The organism is Streptomyces sp. NPDC031225 (assembly GCF_055570355.1).
On the sequence record NZ_JBVIHJ010000007.1, the window covers coordinates 250,073 to 265,459 of the forward strand.

Sequence of the window (15,387 nt, forward strand, 5' to 3'; positions counted from 1 at the left end):
GCGTTCCGTATACGGCTCCCCACTGAGCGCAACCGTACGTTTGAGCGGTTCCGGACCGGGCTAGGTTGAGGCGTATGGCTTCCACGCACGGCGCTGCTCACCAGGTGCTGGTCGCGTCCAATCGCGGCCCGGTCTCGTACGAAATGGGCGAGGACGGCTCGCTGAACGCAAAACGCGGCGGCGGCGGGCTCGTCTCCGGTCTGTCGGCGATCGGGCCGGACGCGGGCGCACTGTGGGTGTGCTCGGCACTGTCCGACGGCGACCGCGAGGCGGTACGGCAGGGGGTGGGCGAGGACGGCGTCCGGATGCTCGCGATCCCGGCCGACGTGCACGCCGACGCGTACAACGGCATCGCGAACTCGGTGCTGTGGTTCGTCCACCACCTCCTCTACCAGACCCCGCTGGAGCCGGTCTTCGACGCGGAGTTCCGGCGGCAGTGGGCGTCGTACGAGACGTACAACCGCGCCTTCGCTCAGGCGCTCGCCGAGGAGGCGGCGCAGGGGGCTGCGGTCCTGGTGCAGGACTACCACCTGTGTCTGGTGCCGGGGATGCTGCGGGAGCTGCGCCCCGACCTGCGCATCGCCCACTTCTCGCACACGCCGTGGGCGCCGGTGGACTACTTCCGGATGCTGCCGGACGACATCGCGTCCCAGCTGCTGCGGGGCATGCTGGGCGCCGACCGGCTCGGTTTCCTCACCCGCCGCTGGGCGGACGCCTTCACGGCCTGCGCCACGGAGTTCACGGGCGGCCTCGGGGACACGGAGATCGGCGTGCACGGCCTGGGCGCGGACGCGGACTTCCTGCGCGAGCGGGCGCACCAGCAGGACGTGCACGAGCGGATGGTGGCGCTGCGCGAGGAGATCGGCGAGGGCCGCAGGACGATCGTGCGGGTGGACCGGACCGAGCTGTCGAAGAACATCGTGCGGGGAATGCTCGCCTACCGGCGGCTGCTGGAGTCACGGCCCGAGTGGCGTGAGCGGGTCGTGCACGTGGCGTTCGCGTACCCCTCCCGACAGGACCTCGCCGTGTACCGGGACTACACGGCCGAGGTGCAGCGGGTGGCGGACGAGATCAACGACGTTTTCGGCACGCCCGGCTGGACCCCGGTCGTGCTGCACGTCAAGGACGACTTCGCACGGTCCCTCGCCGCGTACCGGCTGGCGGACGTGGCGCTGGTCAACCCGATCCGGGACGGCATGAACCTGGTCGCGAAGGAGGTGCCGGTGGTCTCCGACGAGGGGTGCGCGCTGGTGCTGTCGCGGGAGGCGGGGGCGTACGAGGAACTGGGTGAGGACGCGATCGTGGTCAACCCGTACGACGTGGAGCAGACGGCGACGGCACTGCACGAGGCCCTGACGATGCCTGCGGGCGAACGGGCCGAACACGCGAAGAGGCTCGCCGCGGCGGCGACGGCACTGCCACCGGCGCAGTGGTTCCTGGACCAGCTGAACGCGCTGAACGGATGAGCATGAGCCTGCCGACGCCCAGCACCGCCGCCGGCCGGGACGGCCTCCGGGCCCTCCTCGCGGACCCCGGCAGGGCGGTGATCGGCCTCGACTTCGACGGAACGCTCGCGCCGATCGTCGCGGACCCGGAGCAGGCGCGGGCCCACCCGGAGGCGGTCTCGGCCCTCGCGGCCCTGGCCCCGAAGGTGGCGTCCGTCGCGGTCGTCACCGGCCGCCCGGCCGAGGTCGCGGTCCGCTACGGCGGCTTCGCGGACGTCCCCGGCCTGGAGCACCTGACCGTGCTCGGCCACTACGGCGCGGAGCGCTGGGACGCGGCGACGGGCAAGGTCACGGCCCCGGAACCGCACCCGGGCGTGGCCGCGGTCCGCGCCGCACTGCCGTCCCTCCTCGACGGCACCGGCGCGTGGATCGAGGAGAAGGGCGGCCGGGCGGTGGCCGTCCACACCCGCCGGGCCCCGGACCCCCAGGCGACCTTCGACACCCTCCGCGCCCCCCTCACCGCGCTGGCCACCGCACACGGCCTGATCGTCGAGCCCGGCCGCCTGGTCCTGGAACTGCGTCCCCCAGGCATGGACAAGGGAGTGGCACTCCTGACCCACGTCCGCGACCTGTCCGCCGGCTCCGTCCTCTACGCCGGCGACGACCTGGGCGACCTCCCGGCCTTCACCGCGGTGGACGCCCTCCGCGGCACGGGCACCCCGGGCCTCCTGGTGTGCAGCGGCAGCGACGAAGTGACGGAACTGAGAAAGCGCGCGGACCTGGTGGTGGACGGCCCGGGGGGTGTGGTGGCCCTGCTGAACACTCTGGCGGAACACCTCGGGTAATCCAGCCCCTCCGGCGTTTGAGGAGCGGGGGTCCAGGGGGCGGAGCCCCTTGGAACGGACGGGACGGGTAGGGGCGGCGGGGGCGAGAAAAAGCCCCTACCGCTCCGACCGCCGAGCGTCCCGCACCCTCCGCAGCCGATTCACCGTCACCGGATCGAAGGCCAGAGCCCGCGCATCATCCAGCAACGCGTTCAGCAGCTGGTAGTAGCGAACCGGCGCCAGCCCCAGCTCCTCCCGTATCGCCCGCTCCTTCGCACCGGGCCCGGCGAAGCCACGACGCTCCAGCGCGAGAACGTCCCGCTCCCTACGGTCCAGCTCCGGATGCTCCATGCCGAAAACCGTAACCCCCGCCACTGACAGTGACTACGGCTACTCCGCGTTCTGCGCGGTCAGCTGGAGCGCGCGCAGCACCTCGGCAGGACTCCCGTCCGGACCGACCGCGGACCCGATCCGCTTCTTGACGGCCGCGCTGACCGAGGCCCAGGACGTCTTCCCGACGGGAGGCAGCTCGGAGTCGGGCAGGGCGTCGAGGAAGGGCTTGAGGTCGGCGTCCGCGGAGTCCCCGCTCATGGCCGAGGACGCGGAGTTGGTGACCGGCAGCAGGTCGTACTTCCGCGAGAAGGCGAGCACGTTCTTCTCGCTGTAGACGAAGTCGAGGAAGTCGCCCACCTGTTCGGCGTGCCCGTTCTTCTTGAACGCCATCATCCAGTCGGCCACGCCCATGGAGTTCTTGGTTGGCCCATCGACGCCCGGCATGGGCACCATGCCGAACTTCACCCCCTTCGCGGCGGCGATCTTCATCAGCGCGGGGTGTCCGTTGAGCATCCCGACGTCCCCGGCGGCGAACGCCGAGAACGCCGTGGCCCGGTTCAGGTTCTCGGGCGCGACGGGGCCGGTCAGCCCCTTGCCGACGAGGTCGTCCTTGAGCCAGGTCAGCGTCGCGAGGTTCTCGTCGGAGTCGATGCCGTACGTCCCGACGGAGTTGACGTATCCGCCGCCTCCGCTCAGCAGCCACTGCATGGTCTCGGCCTGCGCCTCCTCCGGCCCGAGGGGCAGCGCGTACGGGTATTTCACCCCGGCGGCCTTCAGCGCCTCGGCGTCGGCGGCGAGCTGCTTCCACGTCTTCGGCGGGGTGAGCCCGGCGTCGGCGAAGAGGGTCTTGTTGTAGAAGAGCAGCCGGGTGGAGGCGGCGAACGGCATCCCGTACTGGATCCCGTTGATCTGCCCCGCGGAGCCGAGCTGTCCGGCGAAGTCGGCCTGTTCCCGGATGCCGATCAGGTCGTCGGCCTTGTACAGCAGTTTCTTGTCGGCGTAGTCGGCGTACGCGCCGATCTGCGCCATGTCGGGTGCCTTCCCGGCGTCGACCAGCTCCCTGACCTTGCGGTCGACGTCGGTCCAGGAGTAGACGCTGACGTCGATCCGCACGCCGTCGTGCTTGGCCTCGTACTCCTTGACGAGCTCGTCCCAGTACTTCTGGGAGCTGTCGGCCGGGCTGTCGCCGTAGTCGGCGGCGACCAGCTTCAGCGTCACCTCGTCCGGTCCGCCGCCCAGTCCGCAGCCGCCCAGGACCGCCGTCATGCCCAGTGCGGACACCGCCGCGATCGTTTCCGTCCTACGCCGCCGCACCGACAACCGCCCCACACTCATGTTCGAAACTTTTCGAAAAGTCATACATATCTCCGCCCTCAGGTCTACACCACGTGAGTGGACTAGACCTCTTGCGGGTCAACGGGTCACACTGTCCCCGTGAGACATGTCATCGCCCTCGACGTGGGCGGCACCGGGATGAAAGCGGCCCTGATCGGCGCGGACGGCGCGCTGCTGCACCAGGCCCGCCGCGCGACCGGCCGTGAGCGCGGACCGGACGCCGTGATCGACGGCATACTCGGCTTCGCCGCCGAGCTGCGCGCGTACGGCGCCGAGCACTTCGGTGCCCCCGCCCTCGCGGCGGGCGTCGCCGTCCCCGGCATCGTCGACGAGGAACAGGGCATCGCGGTCTACTCCGCCAACCTGGGCTGGGGGGACCTCCCGCTGCGCGCCCTGCTCGCCGACCGCCTCGGCGGCGTCCCCGTCGCCCTCGGCCACGACGTCCGCACCGGCGGCCTCGCGGAGGGCCGCATCGGCGCGGGCCGGGGCGCCGACCGCTTCCTCTTCGTCCCCCTGGGCACCGGCATCGCGGGGGCGATCGGCATCGCGGGGCGGGTCGAGGCGGGCGCCCACGGTTTCGCGGGCGAGATCGGCCACATCGTCGTACGCCCGAACGGCCTGCCCTGCCCGTGCGGGCAGCGGGGCTGCCTGGAGCGGTACGCGTCCGCGGCGGCCGTGTCGCAGGCCTGGGCCTCGGCCACCGGGACCCCGGAGGCGGACGCGGCGGACTGCGCGAAGGCGGTGGAGGCCGAGGACCCGAAGGCCCTAAAGGTCTGGCACGACGCCGTGGCCGGCCTGGCGGACGGCCTGGTCACCGCCCTCACCCTCCTGGACCCCCGCACCCTGATCATCGGCGGCGGCCTCGCGGAGGCGGGGGACACCCTGTTCACACCACTGCGGGAGGCGGTCCGAAGCCGGGTCACCTTCCAGAAACTCCCGGCGATCGTCCCAGCGGCCCTGGGCGACACGGCGGGCTGCCTGGGCGCGGGCCTGCTGGCCTGGGATCTCCTGAACAAGACCGACGGTACGGAGGTAACTCCCTGATGGCAGCCCACTCAGGGGCGCGGGACAGCGCTGAATCTGCGGCTACCGCCGCGCGAGCGCGACCAGCCACGGCGCTCCCGCACCCCGCGACGGCCGGAACCCCCCTGGTGCTCTCCGGTGCCGACGTGGTCCTGCCCACAGGAACCGTCAAGAACGGCCAAGTCGTCATCGAGGGCACGCGAATCACCGGAACCGCCCCGGAGAACGCCCAAGTCATCGACGTAACCAACCACTGGCTCGTCCCAGGCTTCGTGGACCTCCACAACCACGGCGGCGGCGGCGCCTCGTTCACGTCGGGCACTCCCGAGGAGATCCTCAAGGGAATCCACACCCACCGCCTCCACGGCACCACCACCCTCGTCGCCTCCACCGTCACCGGCGACATGGACTTCCTCGCCCAGCGGGCCGGCCTGCTGAGCGAACTCGCCGAGCAGGGCGACGTCGCCGGCATCCACTTCGAGGGCCCGTTCATCTCCCCCTGCCGCAAGGGCGCGCACGCGGAGGCACTGCTGCGCGACCCCGACCCCGCGGAGGTCCGCAAGCTGATCGACGCGGCGCGCGGACAGGCCAGGATGGTCACGCTCGCCACCGAACTCCCCGGCGGCATCGACTCGGTACGGCTTCTCGCCGAACACGGTGTCATCGCGGCGATCGGGCACACGGACGCGACGTACGAGCAGACGGTGGAGGCCATCGACGCGGGCGCGACCGTCGCCACCCACCTCTTCAACGCGATGCCGCCCCTGGGCCACCGCGCCCCGGGCCCCATCGCCGCCCTCCTGGAGGACGAGCGGATCACGGTCGAGCTCATCAACGACGGCACGCATCTGCACCCGGCCGCACTGCAGTTGGCGTTCCACCGCGCGCGGGCGGACCGTGTGGCGTTCATCACGGACGCGATGGACGCGGCCGGCTTCGGCGACGGGCGTTACATGCTCGGCCCGCTGGAGGTCGAGGTCAGTGAAGGCGTCGCCCGCCTGGTCGAGGGAGGCTCGATCGCGGGCTCCACGCTCACCCTGGACCGCGCCTTCAAGCGGGCGGTGACCGTGGACCGGCTCCCGGTGCGGGACGTCGTCGCCGCGATCTCCGCGAACCCGGCCCGGCTGCTCGGCATGGCCGACCGCATCGGTTCGCTGGAGCCGGGCAAGGACGCCGACCTGGTCCTTCTCGACCGTCAATTCGACCTCAAAGGCGTCATGCGCCGGGGTGAATGGGTGGTCGGTCCACAACTGGGCTGATGTGTCCCGCTGTTGGGGGCGGCGGTGTCCTGGGACACTGAACGGGCTCATTCGTCTGTGGGGGAGGTCGGCCCAGGTGATCCTCACGGTCACGCTGAACACCGCTCTCGACATCACCTACCGCGTACCGGTGTTGTTGCCGCACACCAGCCACCGGGTCACCGAGGTCGCCGAACGTCCGGGCGGCAAGGGGCTGAACGTGGCCCGGGTGCTCGCGGCGCTCGGCCACGAGGTGACCGTCACCGGCTTCACGGGCGGCGCGACGGGCCGCATCGTCCAGGAGCAACTCGCAGCCGTACCGGGCCTGGTGGACGCCCTCGTCCCGGTCAGCGGCCCGACCCGGCGCACGATCGCCGTGGTGGACGAACGCTCCGGCGACACCACCCAGCTCAACGAGGCGGGCCCGACGGTGACATCGGCCGAGTGGTCGGCCTTCCAGGAGGCGTACGAGGATCTCGTCCCGTCCGTCACGGCGGTGGCCCTGTGCGGGAGTCTGCCGCCGGGGGTGCCGGTGGGGGCGTACGCGGGCCTGGTCCGGGCGGCCAGGACGGCCGGGGTGCCGGTGCTCCTGGACACCAGCGGGGAGGCACTGCGCCGCGGGGTCGCCGCCCGCCCCGACATCATCAAGCCGAACGCCGACGAACTGGCCGAACTGACCGGCTCCCACGAGCCGTTGCGCGCGACGCGGGACGCCCGCCGCAGGGGCGCGCAGTCCGTGATCGCGTCCCTGGGCAAGGAGGGCCTCCTCGCCGCGACCCCCGAGGGCCGCTGGCGTGCCGCTCCCCCGACCCCGGTCCACGGCAATCCGACGGGCGCCGGCGACTCGGCGGTGGCGGGCCTGCTGTCGGGTCTGGCGGAGCGGCTGCCCTGGCCGGACCGGCTGTCCCGGGCGGTCGCCCTGTCCGCCGCGACCGTACTGGCCCCGGTGGCGGGCGAGTTCGACCGCGCGGCCTACGAGGAACTGCTGGGACGGGTCACGGTGACGAAGGAGGCCGACGCGGCCTGAAACCGTCCTTGGCCGAGAAAAACTCTTTCCCCCCATGTCGACCGGGTGATCAGATCATCACTTGTCCGCTACATGACCAAGAGCGGAAGACATAAGGGGAACCTCAAGCATGCTCAAGAAAAGTCTGACCATGGTGGCTCTGACCGGCGCGTTGCTCGGCGGCGCCCTTGCCACACCGGCAGCGGCGGCCGACCCCAAGACCTGTCCGCAGGGAAAGTTCTGCGGATGGTCGGGGAAGGACAGGACCGGGACCAGGACGGTCTACTCCGAAAGGCCCGGCTGCTACCCTCTCGACCACATTGCCAAGTCCCTCTCGAACCAGACTTCTTACACTCTGGTTTTCTGGAAGGCCACCCTCGGCTGTGCCACCGGCACCAAGCTGGTCACTCTGAAGCCAGGCACCTACTCGGACAACCCTGGCAGCGCCAACTCGGTTGAGATCTACGGCTGAGGTGCGCCAAAAGCGCTCGCCCTGAAGTTCACGATGTTCGACAGCCGCCGGGAGCCAGCGCCTCCGGCGGCTTTCGGGCCTCTGCCTACGCCTCTACTGGTCGACGTTCTCCGTGACGGAGAACTGGTCGAGCAGGGCGTTGCACTGGTTGCCCTGCTCGCACGAAAGCTGAACCGTGTTGGTGCCCTTGTTCAGGGAGACCTGGGCCCAGGTGGTCTGCCAGCCCTTTTCCCAGTCGCCCTTGGGAAGCCCGCCGAAGTTCTTCATGTTCAGCGGTCGGGCGGCGTCCTTCCCGTTGATCGTCAGCGTCCCGTCGGCGTCGACGCCGGGGATGCTGTAGCGGACGTAGAGCCGATAGGTGCCGGCCTTCTGGATGCCGTTGACAGTCCAGGTGACCGAGGCGCCGACCTGGTTGAAGCCCTGTACGTAGACGCCGCCGTCGGCCTTGGCACCCTTCACGTCGGACGCGAGACTCGCGCCGCCCGCCAGGCGCATCGTCTTCGTGTCCGCCTTCGGGAGCTCGGCCTTGTCCGACGACGATGCCGACGCACTCGGCTCGGAGCTCTGTGACGCACTCGGAGTCGCAGCCGCGTTGTCGCTGCTGTCGTCCTTCTTGTCGCCGCCCATCATCGCGACGCCGATGCCGATGACCACCGCGGCGACCACCGCGATCGCGCCGATCAGCAGGCCCTTGGTGTTGGGGCCGCTGCCCCGGCCGCCGCCACCGCTGTAGCCGGGCATGGGCTGCTGGCTGGTGGGGGCGCCGCCCGGGAAGGTCTCGGGGGCCGCGTAGTGGGCGGCTGCGGGCTGACCGTAGGTGCCCTGCTGCTGCGGGACCTGGCCGTACGGGCCGTTCGGCGCGGCCGGTGCCTGCTGCTGGCCGTACTGCCGCTGGCCGACCGAACGCGACCGGTTGGCGGAGTTCGGGTAGCCGTAGCCGTAGCCGCCGCCGGACGGCGGCTGGGCGCCGTTGGCCTGGCCGTCGGCGTAGAGGTAGCCGAACGGGTCTTCGTCCTCGGGCGTGCTCGCGCCGTTGTTGCCGGACGTCATCCCTTGGTACTCCTCAGCAGGTGCGGATCGGATGCGATACGTGCAGTCGGAATGGCGAGCCTACCCGCTTCTGATGGCCCAAACGGGTGACTCGGATCGCATCGGCTCGCTGACCTGGGGATCAACCCGCGCGTCTGTGCTGTTTGGGACGAGATCGTTTCTCGATGTACATCCGCTCGTCGGCGGACTTCAGCACTTCGTCCGCGGTCATGCCGCAGTGCGCCCAGCCGATGCCGAAGCTGGCACCGACCCGGACGGCCCGTCCTTCGGCGCGGATGGGCTGGATTATCTCGTTGCGAAGACGTACGGCGAGGTCAGCTGCGTCGGCCTTGCCGAGCCCGTTGGCGAGGATCACGAACTCGTCGCCGCCGAGCCGGGCCACGGTGTCGCCGTCGCGCACGCACTGGGACAGCCGTCTGGCGACCTCGATGAGCACCGCGTCACCCGCGTTGTGCCCGAACCGGTCGTTGATCGACTTGAAGCCGTCGAGGTCGCAGAAGAGCACCGCGAGCCCCTTGGTGCCGTCGTCGCGCTCCCCCTGGGGGGCGACGGTGTGCACATGGTGGTCGAAGCCGTCGTACACCTCGGCGGCGCCGCCTGGGAAGTCGAAGCCGTGGCCGTTCGCGTCGAAGGCCGGGTGCCCGAAGGCGGCGTCCACGGACTCCAGCTCCCCCGCGTGGGTGGAGCGCTGACAGAGCCGGGAGGAAAGGCGCGTCCGCAGCTCGGCGGAGTTCGGCAGGCCGGTCAGGGAGTCGTGGGAGGCGCGGTGGGCGAGCTGGAGCTCGCGGCGCTTGCGCTCCTCTATGTCCTCGACGTGCGTGAGCAGGAAGCGCGGCCCGTCGGCGGCGTCGGCGACGACGGAGTTGCGCAGGGACACCCAGACGTAGGTGCCGTCCCGGCGCCCGAGGCGGAGTTCGGCCCGTCCGCCCTCCGCCGAGGTCCGCAGCAGGGTGCCTATGTCCTCGGGGTGGACGAGGTCGGAGAAGGAGTAGCGGCGCATCGCGGACGCGGGGCGGCCGAGCAGCCGGCACAGGGCGTCGTTGGTGCGCAGGATCCGGCCGTGCTGGTCGCCGCCCATCTCGGCGATGGCCATGCCGGAGGGGGCGTACTCGAAGGCCTGCCGGAAGCTTTCCTCGCTGGCCCTGAGCGCCTGCTGTTCCCTTTCGAGCCTGACCAGTGCGCGCTGCATGTTCGCGCGTAGACGCGCGTTGCTGATCGCGATGGCGGCCTGGAACGCGTACATCTGGAGCGCTTCGCGTCCCCATGCGCCCGGTCGGCGGCCGTTGCGCGGCCGGTCCACGGACAGGACGCCGATCAGTTCGCCGCACTGGCCGCCGCTCTGCGCGCTCGGCGTGTACATCGGCGCGAACAGCCGGTCGGAGGGGTGCCACTCGTCCTCGAAACGGGGCGCGGGCCCGTCGGTGTACCACTGCGGTACGTCGTCGTCGTCGAGGACCCAGCCCTCGGTGTGCGGGATGAAGACCAGGTCGCCCCAGGTCTCCCCCATGCTCAGCCGGCGCTCCCAGGAGTCGCGGGAGCCCACCCGGCCGGTGATCAGCGCCTCGGCCGCCTGGTTGCCGGAGAAGGCGGCCACCACGAGGTCGCCGTCGGGGCGCACGAGATTGACGCACGCCAGCTCGTAGCCCAGTGCCTGGGTCACGCCGTTCGCGACTGTCTGCAGTGTGTCCGCGAGGCTGCGGGCCGTGTTCATGTCGGCCATGACCTGGTGCAGCTGTCGCAGGGACCCAAGCTGGACGTAAGGCTCCGACTCGGTCTCCATTGCTCGCCCTCCCCCCGAGACCTCGCAGTGAATCAAGGGTTCTGTCCTGCGTATCTCCAGTGCGGTTTCGGTGATCCGCACTGTCGGTACTTCTCCGCCACTGAATCACAGCGCGCTGCCCACTCGGTACACAGGGTCAACAATTAGTACCTCTTGTGACTCAAGTCACAGCGAAAGATGAACAATTGAGTGGGGTTTCTGCGGTTTCCCTGTGCGTTTACTGAACGCAAACTTTGGGTGTTTGTGGAAGGTGTGCGCATCTCCGCCGGTAGACCTAGGTCCGACCTCGGACGAAGGCCCGATGCGTGCTCCCCGGGCAGCCGCATAGCGTTTCGGGCATGCCCCGGACTCCCCTCGCCACCCCCGCCCCGATGATCCCCCCAGCCGCTTCCGGGCATGCTGTGGGGGTGAGCAACGAAGAGTTCCGTGCCGCCATGTCCCGGCTGGCCGCCGGCGTGGTCCTGGTGACCGCGTTCGAGCCCCCGCTCGACGCCGAAGGGCCCGGCGGCGAGGACATCGGCATGACGGCGACGGCGTTCCTGTCCGTCTCCCTGGACCCGCCTCTGGTGCTGGTCAGCCTGCGTACGGGCTCCCGCATGGACGACCTGCTCGACGAGCAGCCCCACTGGGCGGTCTCCGTCCTGTCCGAGAGCCAGCGCCACATCGCCGGCCGCTTCGCCATGAAGAACCGCATCAGCGACCGCCTCCTGTTCGAGGACATCCCCTACGTCCGCGGCGAGGCGACCGGCGCCGCACTGGTCGGCGGCGCCCTCGCCATCCTGGAGTGCCGCACGGAACAACGCGTGGAGGCCGGCGACCACACCCTGGTGATCGGCCGCGTCCTCACGGCCGCCGTCCCGAGCGCGGACGGCGGCCCCCTGGCGTATTTCCGCGGACGGTACCGGCAGTTGGGCTGAATTCCCTGGCCGCCGGCCGACGGCTCGAACTAGGGTCCCCGGATGACCTCAGCGATCTCCACACCCCGCCTCGAAGAGATCACACCCGGGAATTTCGAAACCGCCACCGGTATTCGGGTGCACCCCGAGCAGGAATTCGCGGTCTCCCCCGTGATGCAGTCCCTCGCCGAGGCATACGTGCATCCCGCGGGAGTGGCCTGGCCGCGCCTGATCGTCGACGGCGACCGCCCGGTCGGCTTCCTCATGGCCTTCCTCGACATCGACTGGCGGGCCGACGGGGGCAGCGTGCGCCGCTCCGGCCTGTGGCGGCTCAACATCGCGGCCGGTGAGCAGGGCATGGGATACGGCCGTTTCGCGGTCGAGTCCGTCGCCGCCGAACTGCGCCGCCGGGGCACGAAGGAGCTGTACGTCACCTGGCACGAGGGCCCGCACGGCCCGGCGGACTTCTATCTGAGCCTCGGCTTCCGCCGGACCGGGGAACTGAGCGGGGGCGAGACGGTGGGAGTGCTCAGCCTCGACTAGACCAGGGTGACGTCCAGTTGTGCCGCCCGCTCCGGGTCCGTGGTGATGTCGATCACGGCGATCCTGTCGTGTACGAACGTGAAGGCCAGCGTTCGCTCCACACGGCCCTCCCGGAGCACCGCGAGACCCGTGACGCCCCCGACGAGAGCCGGTACGACGACGACGTCGCGGTGCGAGTAACTGCTCGCCCCCTTGGCCACCGCCGACGCCCCCGTCGTCACCCCGGCCTCCGTGCGCACCACGACGTCCGGATCGAGGACCGCCAGCAGCCCGTCGAAGTCACCGTCACGCGCGGCGGCCAGGAAGGCGTCGACGAGCTCGCGCCGACGGGCGGTCCCGACGTCCGCGCCCTGCGCGCCCCGCACCCGTCGCCGGGCCCTGCTGGCGAGCTGGCGGGCGGCCGCCGGGCTCTTGCCGACCACGCCGGCGATCTCCTCGTACGGGACCGCGAAGAGGTCGTGGAGGACGAACGCGAGCCGTTCGGCGGGGGTGAGGGTCTCAAGGACGACGACAAGGGCGGAGCCGACCGAGTCGGCGAAGAGGGCGTCCTGTTCGGGATCGGGCGCGACGGCGGCGACCGGCGTCCCGGACTCAAGCGGCTGCTCGGCGCGGGACCTGCGGGAGCGGAGCATGTCGAGACAGACCCGCCCGACGACCGTCGTCAGCCAGCCGCCGAGGTTGTCCACCTGCCCCGCGTCGCTCCGGCTGAGCCGCACCCAGGCCTCCTGCACCGCGTCATCGGCCTCGGCGACCGACCCGAGCATCCGCTGCGCGACCGCCCGCAGCCGCCCCCGGTGCGCCTCGAAACGCTCGGCCAGGAAATCGTCGTCGCCCATGGGTCACCGCTCTCGTCGCCGTCAGCTGCCAGTCGGTTGACGGAAGAGAGGGTGGAGATGTGACACGCGTAGGCGGGAGGTGCCGTTTTTTAGGGGCGCGGGGCTGTATCGATGTGCGGCTCCGCCGCGTGAGCGCGACCCGCCACGACGGCGCCGCAGCCGATGAACAGCCCGACGCCCGGAGGCATTACCCCCAGTCCCGCCCCGTCCGCCCCCGTTTGGTGTCCGAGCGCTGCTTCTTCTCCCGAAGCCGGCGTTCGTTGATCCCGCGCGGGATGCGTGTCGCGCGGCGCGGCTTCGGCGGCGGCGCCGTGGACTCGGCGAGCAGCGCCGCGAGGCGCACGGCGGCGGTCTCACGGTTGCGCCACTGCGAACGGTGCTCGGAGGCGCGGACGGTGACTACACCGTCGACGAGCCGCCCGGCCAGCTTCTCCAGCGCCCGCTGCTTCCACACGTCGGGCAGCGCCTCGGTCCGCTCGATGTCGAAGCGCAGCTCGACCTGCGTGTCACTGGTGTTGACGTGCTGTCCGCCGGGCCCGGACGACCGCGAGAAACGCCACATGAGCTCGGCCTCGGGGAGCGAGACGGAGCCGCGGATGACATAGGGACCGGACATGAGGTCCATGTTCCCGGCTCTGTCCGGTCCACGTCACCCCAATATCGCCGGACCGCCCCTCTCTCTTGGCAAAGAAAGTAAAGACACAGGGAACCTTGGGCACCCCTCGCGGCGTTCATACGGGTAGCTGTAGCTTCAAGGCCGTACCGCCGTACATAGACGTCTTAACGAGGGAAGGACTCCCAAACCATGGCTGTAAGCCTGTCCAAGGGTGGCAACGTCTCGCTCACCAAGGAGGCCCCGGGCCTGACCGCCGTCACCGTGGGCCTCGGCTGGGACGTCCGCACGACCACCGGCACGGACTTCGACCTCGACGCCTCCGCGATCGCGGTCAACGCGGAGGGCAAGGTCTACTCGGACGGCCACTTCGTCTTCTTCAACAACAAGGAGACCCCGGACAAGACCATCGTCCACACCGGCGACAACCGCACGGGTGAGGGCGCTGGCGACGACGAGGCGATCAAGGTCAACCTCGCCGGCCTCCCGGCCGACATCGACAAGATCGTCTTCCCGGTCTCGATCTACGACGCGGAGAACCGCTCGCAGAACTTCGGCCAGGTCCGCAACGCCTACATCCGCATCCTGAACGAGGCCGGCGGCGCCGAGATCGCCCGCTACGACCTCTCCGAGGACGCGGCCACGGAGACGGCCATGGTCTTCGGCGAGCTCTACCGCAACGGCGCGGAGTGGAAGTTCCGCGCGGTCGGCCAGGGCTACGCCTCCGGCCTGGTCGGCATCGCCACGGACTTCGGCGTCAACGTCTGACGTCGACTGCACCGAGCTGAGCGGGAGCCCCTGGCCGTACCGGCCGGGGGCTCCGGCTTTCCCGCCCCTACGCCTGCGAGACGAACGCGGTCCAGGCGGCGGGGGTGAGGGTGAGGCGGGGGCCGGCGGGGTCGTTCTTGGAGTCGCGGACGTGGATGGTGCGGGGGGTTAGCGCGATCTCGACGCAGGACTCACCATCGGTGCCGCCGCTGTAACTGCTCTTGAACCAGTCCAGTGCGATCTCGACGCAGGACTCGCCGTCATTGCCGCCGCTGTAACTGCTCTTGAACCACGCCAACTCTGAGGTGTCACCGGCAACGGTCTCGCGGATCATGTTTCTCCCAGCAATTGCTCGATGAAGGCCAGCGACTCCCTCGGTGGGAGAGCCTGCGCCCGGATGGTGCCATACCGCAGTTCGATGACGCGCAGTTGTTTCGCATCCGAGGTCGGGCGGCCGTTGAACGCACCGTCGGAGCGCCCCACTACCGTGCCATCCGGGAACTTCAGCAGCTCGATCCTGCCGTCCAGCCCCGGGTGAGCGTCACTGTTCGTCGGCATGATCTGAAGTGTGACGTTACGCAACCGCCCTACCTCCAGCAGACGTTCGAGCTGCTGTCGCCAGACCATTGTGCCTCCGACCTGTCGACGCAGAGGGGCCTCTTCCAGTACGAAGTGGATGGCGGGGGCGGGGTCACGTTCGAAGACCGACTGCCGAGCCAATCGAGCAGCGACCATGCGCTCCACGTCATCCGGCGCGTACCCCGGTTGTGCCGCCTCGATCAAGGTGCGGACATGCTCCGGGGTCTGCAGCAACCCAGCGATGATGTTGCACTCGTAGACCCCGATCTCGACGGCCTGCCCCTCCAACTTGGCCAGCTCCCGAACCTTCTTCGGATACCGGACCTTCCTCACGTCCTCCTTCATCGCCGAGATGAGTCCACCCGCCCCCAGTACCTCGTCGGCCCTGTCCAGATAGTCGAGCCGAGGGATCCGCTTGCCGCCCTCGACCTTGTAGACCAGGTCCTCCCCGTACCCGACGGCCTCGCCGAACTCGGCGGCCCGCATCCCCACGGCCTCGCGCCGCAGCTTCAACTGCCGCCCCACCGTGGCGATCACGGCCACGCCCCACTCGTCGTCGGGGTCGACCTCCCACCCCGCCTCGACCGCCTCCGCCTCGCCGTCCACGCTCATCCCGCGCCCCTCCGCCGTACGTCCGTGTCCGCGA

17 protein-coding genes are annotated in these 15,387 nt (G+C 70.3%); 9 read left to right on the plus strand and 8 right to left on the minus strand.

What is annotated here, in order from left to right:
• The first annotated feature begins 74 nt into the window (after positions 1 to 74).
• Together ACZ48Z_RS14775 and otsB are read left to right on the plus strand one after the other, a co-directional pair.
• A complete protein-coding gene (locus tag ACZ48Z_RS14775; RefSeq protein WP_468736211.1) occupies positions 75 to 1,466 on the plus strand; it encodes an alpha,alpha-trehalose-phosphate synthase (UDP-forming) in 1,392 nt (463 codons plus the stop codon).
• Entirely contained in the window at positions 1,463 to 2,290 is an 828-nt protein-coding gene (gene otsB / locus ACZ48Z_RS14780; protein ID WP_468736212.1) for a trehalose-phosphatase, read from the plus strand. The genes ACZ48Z_RS14775 and otsB overlap by 4 nt, the downstream gene beginning before the upstream one ends.
• 96 nt (positions 2,291 to 2,386) lie before the next feature.
• On the opposite strand, the gene ACZ48Z_RS14785 is transcribed toward otsB, so the two are convergent.
• A complete protein-coding gene (locus ACZ48Z_RS14785) occupies positions 2,387 to 2,620 on the minus strand; it encodes a DUF3263 domain-containing protein (RefSeq protein ID WP_468736213.1) in 234 nt (77 codons plus the stop codon).
• A gap of 39 nt (positions 2,621 to 2,659) precedes the next feature.
• Positions 2,660 to 3,937: an ABC transporter substrate-binding protein gene (locus tag ACZ48Z_RS14790; protein WP_468736214.1), complete on the minus strand. Its 1,278-nt coding sequence runs from the start codon at positions 3,935 to 3,937 to the stop codon at positions 2,660 to 2,662.
• A gap of 99 nt (positions 3,938 to 4,036) precedes the next feature.
• On the opposite strand from ACZ48Z_RS14790, the gene ACZ48Z_RS14795 reads away from it, so the two are divergent.
• The 4 genes from ACZ48Z_RS14795 to ACZ48Z_RS14810 all read left to right on the plus strand — a co-directional run bounded on the left by ACZ48Z_RS14795 (position 4,037) and on the right by ACZ48Z_RS14810 (position 7,676).
• Positions 4,037 to 4,981: an ROK family protein gene (locus tag ACZ48Z_RS14795; protein WP_468736215.1), complete on the plus strand. Its 945-nt coding sequence runs from the start codon at positions 4,037 to 4,039 to the stop codon at positions 4,979 to 4,981.
• Positions 4,981 to 6,219 (plus strand): N-acetylglucosamine-6-phosphate deacetylase, encoded by a 1,239-nt coding sequence (gene nagA, locus ACZ48Z_RS14800; RefSeq protein ID WP_468736216.1) that lies wholly within the window; start codon positions 4,981 to 4,983, stop codon positions 6,217 to 6,219. Before ACZ48Z_RS14795 ends, nagA begins: the two co-directional genes overlap by 1 nt.
• A gap of 76 nt (positions 6,220 to 6,295) precedes the next feature.
• On the plus strand, positions 6,296 to 7,225 hold the full coding sequence (locus tag ACZ48Z_RS14805; RefSeq protein WP_468736217.1) for a 1-phosphofructokinase family hexose kinase: 930 nt from the start codon (positions 6,296 to 6,298) through the stop codon (positions 7,223 to 7,225).
• A 109-nt stretch (positions 7,226 to 7,334) separates the two neighbouring features.
• The gene (locus ACZ48Z_RS14810) at positions 7,335 to 7,676 is read left to right on the plus strand and encodes a peptidase inhibitor family I36 protein (protein WP_468736218.1); all 342 of its coding nucleotides are present in this window, start codon (positions 7,335 to 7,337) and stop codon (positions 7,674 to 7,676) included.
• Between the two features lie 93 nt (positions 7,677 to 7,769).
• Here the strand turns inward: ACZ48Z_RS14810 and ACZ48Z_RS14815 are convergent, their stop codons facing one another.
• A complete protein-coding gene (locus tag ACZ48Z_RS14815; RefSeq protein ID WP_468736219.1) occupies positions 7,770 to 8,726 on the minus strand; it encodes a carbohydrate-binding protein in 957 nt (318 codons plus the stop codon).
• A 121-nt stretch (positions 8,727 to 8,847) separates the two neighbouring features.
• Positions 8,848 to 10,506 carry a diguanylate cyclase CdgB gene (gene cdgB, locus ACZ48Z_RS14820; RefSeq protein ID WP_468736220.1) on the minus strand — a complete coding sequence of 553 codons (1,659 nt, stop codon included), beginning with the start codon at positions 10,504 to 10,506 and terminating at the stop codon, positions 8,848 to 8,850.
• 338 nt (positions 10,507 to 10,844) lie between these two features.
• Between cdgB and ACZ48Z_RS14825 the strand changes: the two genes are divergently transcribed.
• Positions 10,845 to 11,423, plus strand: coding sequence for a flavin reductase family protein (locus tag ACZ48Z_RS14825; protein WP_468736221.1), 579 nt, complete (start codon positions 10,845 to 10,847; stop codon positions 11,421 to 11,423).
• Between the two features lie 42 nt (positions 11,424 to 11,465).
• Positions 11,466 to 11,945, plus strand: coding sequence for a GNAT family N-acetyltransferase (locus tag ACZ48Z_RS14830; protein ID WP_468736222.1), 480 nt, complete (start codon positions 11,466 to 11,468; stop codon positions 11,943 to 11,945).
• On the opposite strand, the gene ACZ48Z_RS14835 is transcribed toward ACZ48Z_RS14830, so the two are convergent.
• Positions 11,942 to 12,781: a sigma-70 family RNA polymerase sigma factor gene (locus ACZ48Z_RS14835; RefSeq protein WP_468736223.1), complete on the minus strand. Its 840-nt coding sequence runs from the start codon at positions 12,779 to 12,781 to the stop codon at positions 11,942 to 11,944. The two genes, ACZ48Z_RS14830 and ACZ48Z_RS14835, sit on opposite strands and share 4 nt — an antisense overlap.
• A gap of 187 nt (positions 12,782 to 12,968) precedes the next feature.
• Positions 12,969 to 13,406 (minus strand): alternative ribosome rescue aminoacyl-tRNA hydrolase ArfB, encoded by a 438-nt coding sequence (arfB, locus tag ACZ48Z_RS14840; protein WP_468736224.1) that lies wholly within the window; start codon positions 13,404 to 13,406, stop codon positions 12,969 to 12,971.
• Positions 13,407 to 13,586: 180 nt separating this feature from the next.
• Here arfB and ACZ48Z_RS14845 point away from each other — a divergent pair, with 180 nt between their 5' ends.
• A complete protein-coding gene (locus ACZ48Z_RS14845) occupies positions 13,587 to 14,162 on the plus strand; it encodes a TerD family protein (protein ID WP_468736225.1) in 576 nt (191 codons plus the stop codon).
• Between the two features lie 67 nt (positions 14,163 to 14,229).
• On the opposite strand, the gene ACZ48Z_RS14850 is transcribed toward ACZ48Z_RS14845, so the two are convergent.
• Both ACZ48Z_RS14850 and ACZ48Z_RS14855 read right to left on the minus strand, forming a co-directional pair.
• Positions 14,230 to 14,496 (minus strand): DUF397 domain-containing protein, encoded by a 267-nt coding sequence (locus ACZ48Z_RS14850; RefSeq protein ID WP_468736226.1) that lies wholly within the window; start codon positions 14,494 to 14,496, stop codon positions 14,230 to 14,232.
• Positions 14,493 to 15,353, minus strand: coding sequence for a helix-turn-helix domain-containing protein (locus ACZ48Z_RS14855; RefSeq protein WP_468736227.1), 861 nt, complete (start codon positions 15,351 to 15,353; stop codon positions 14,493 to 14,495). Before ACZ48Z_RS14855 ends, ACZ48Z_RS14850 begins: the two co-directional genes overlap by 4 nt.
• Between the last annotated feature and the right edge of the window lie 34 nt (positions 15,354 to 15,387).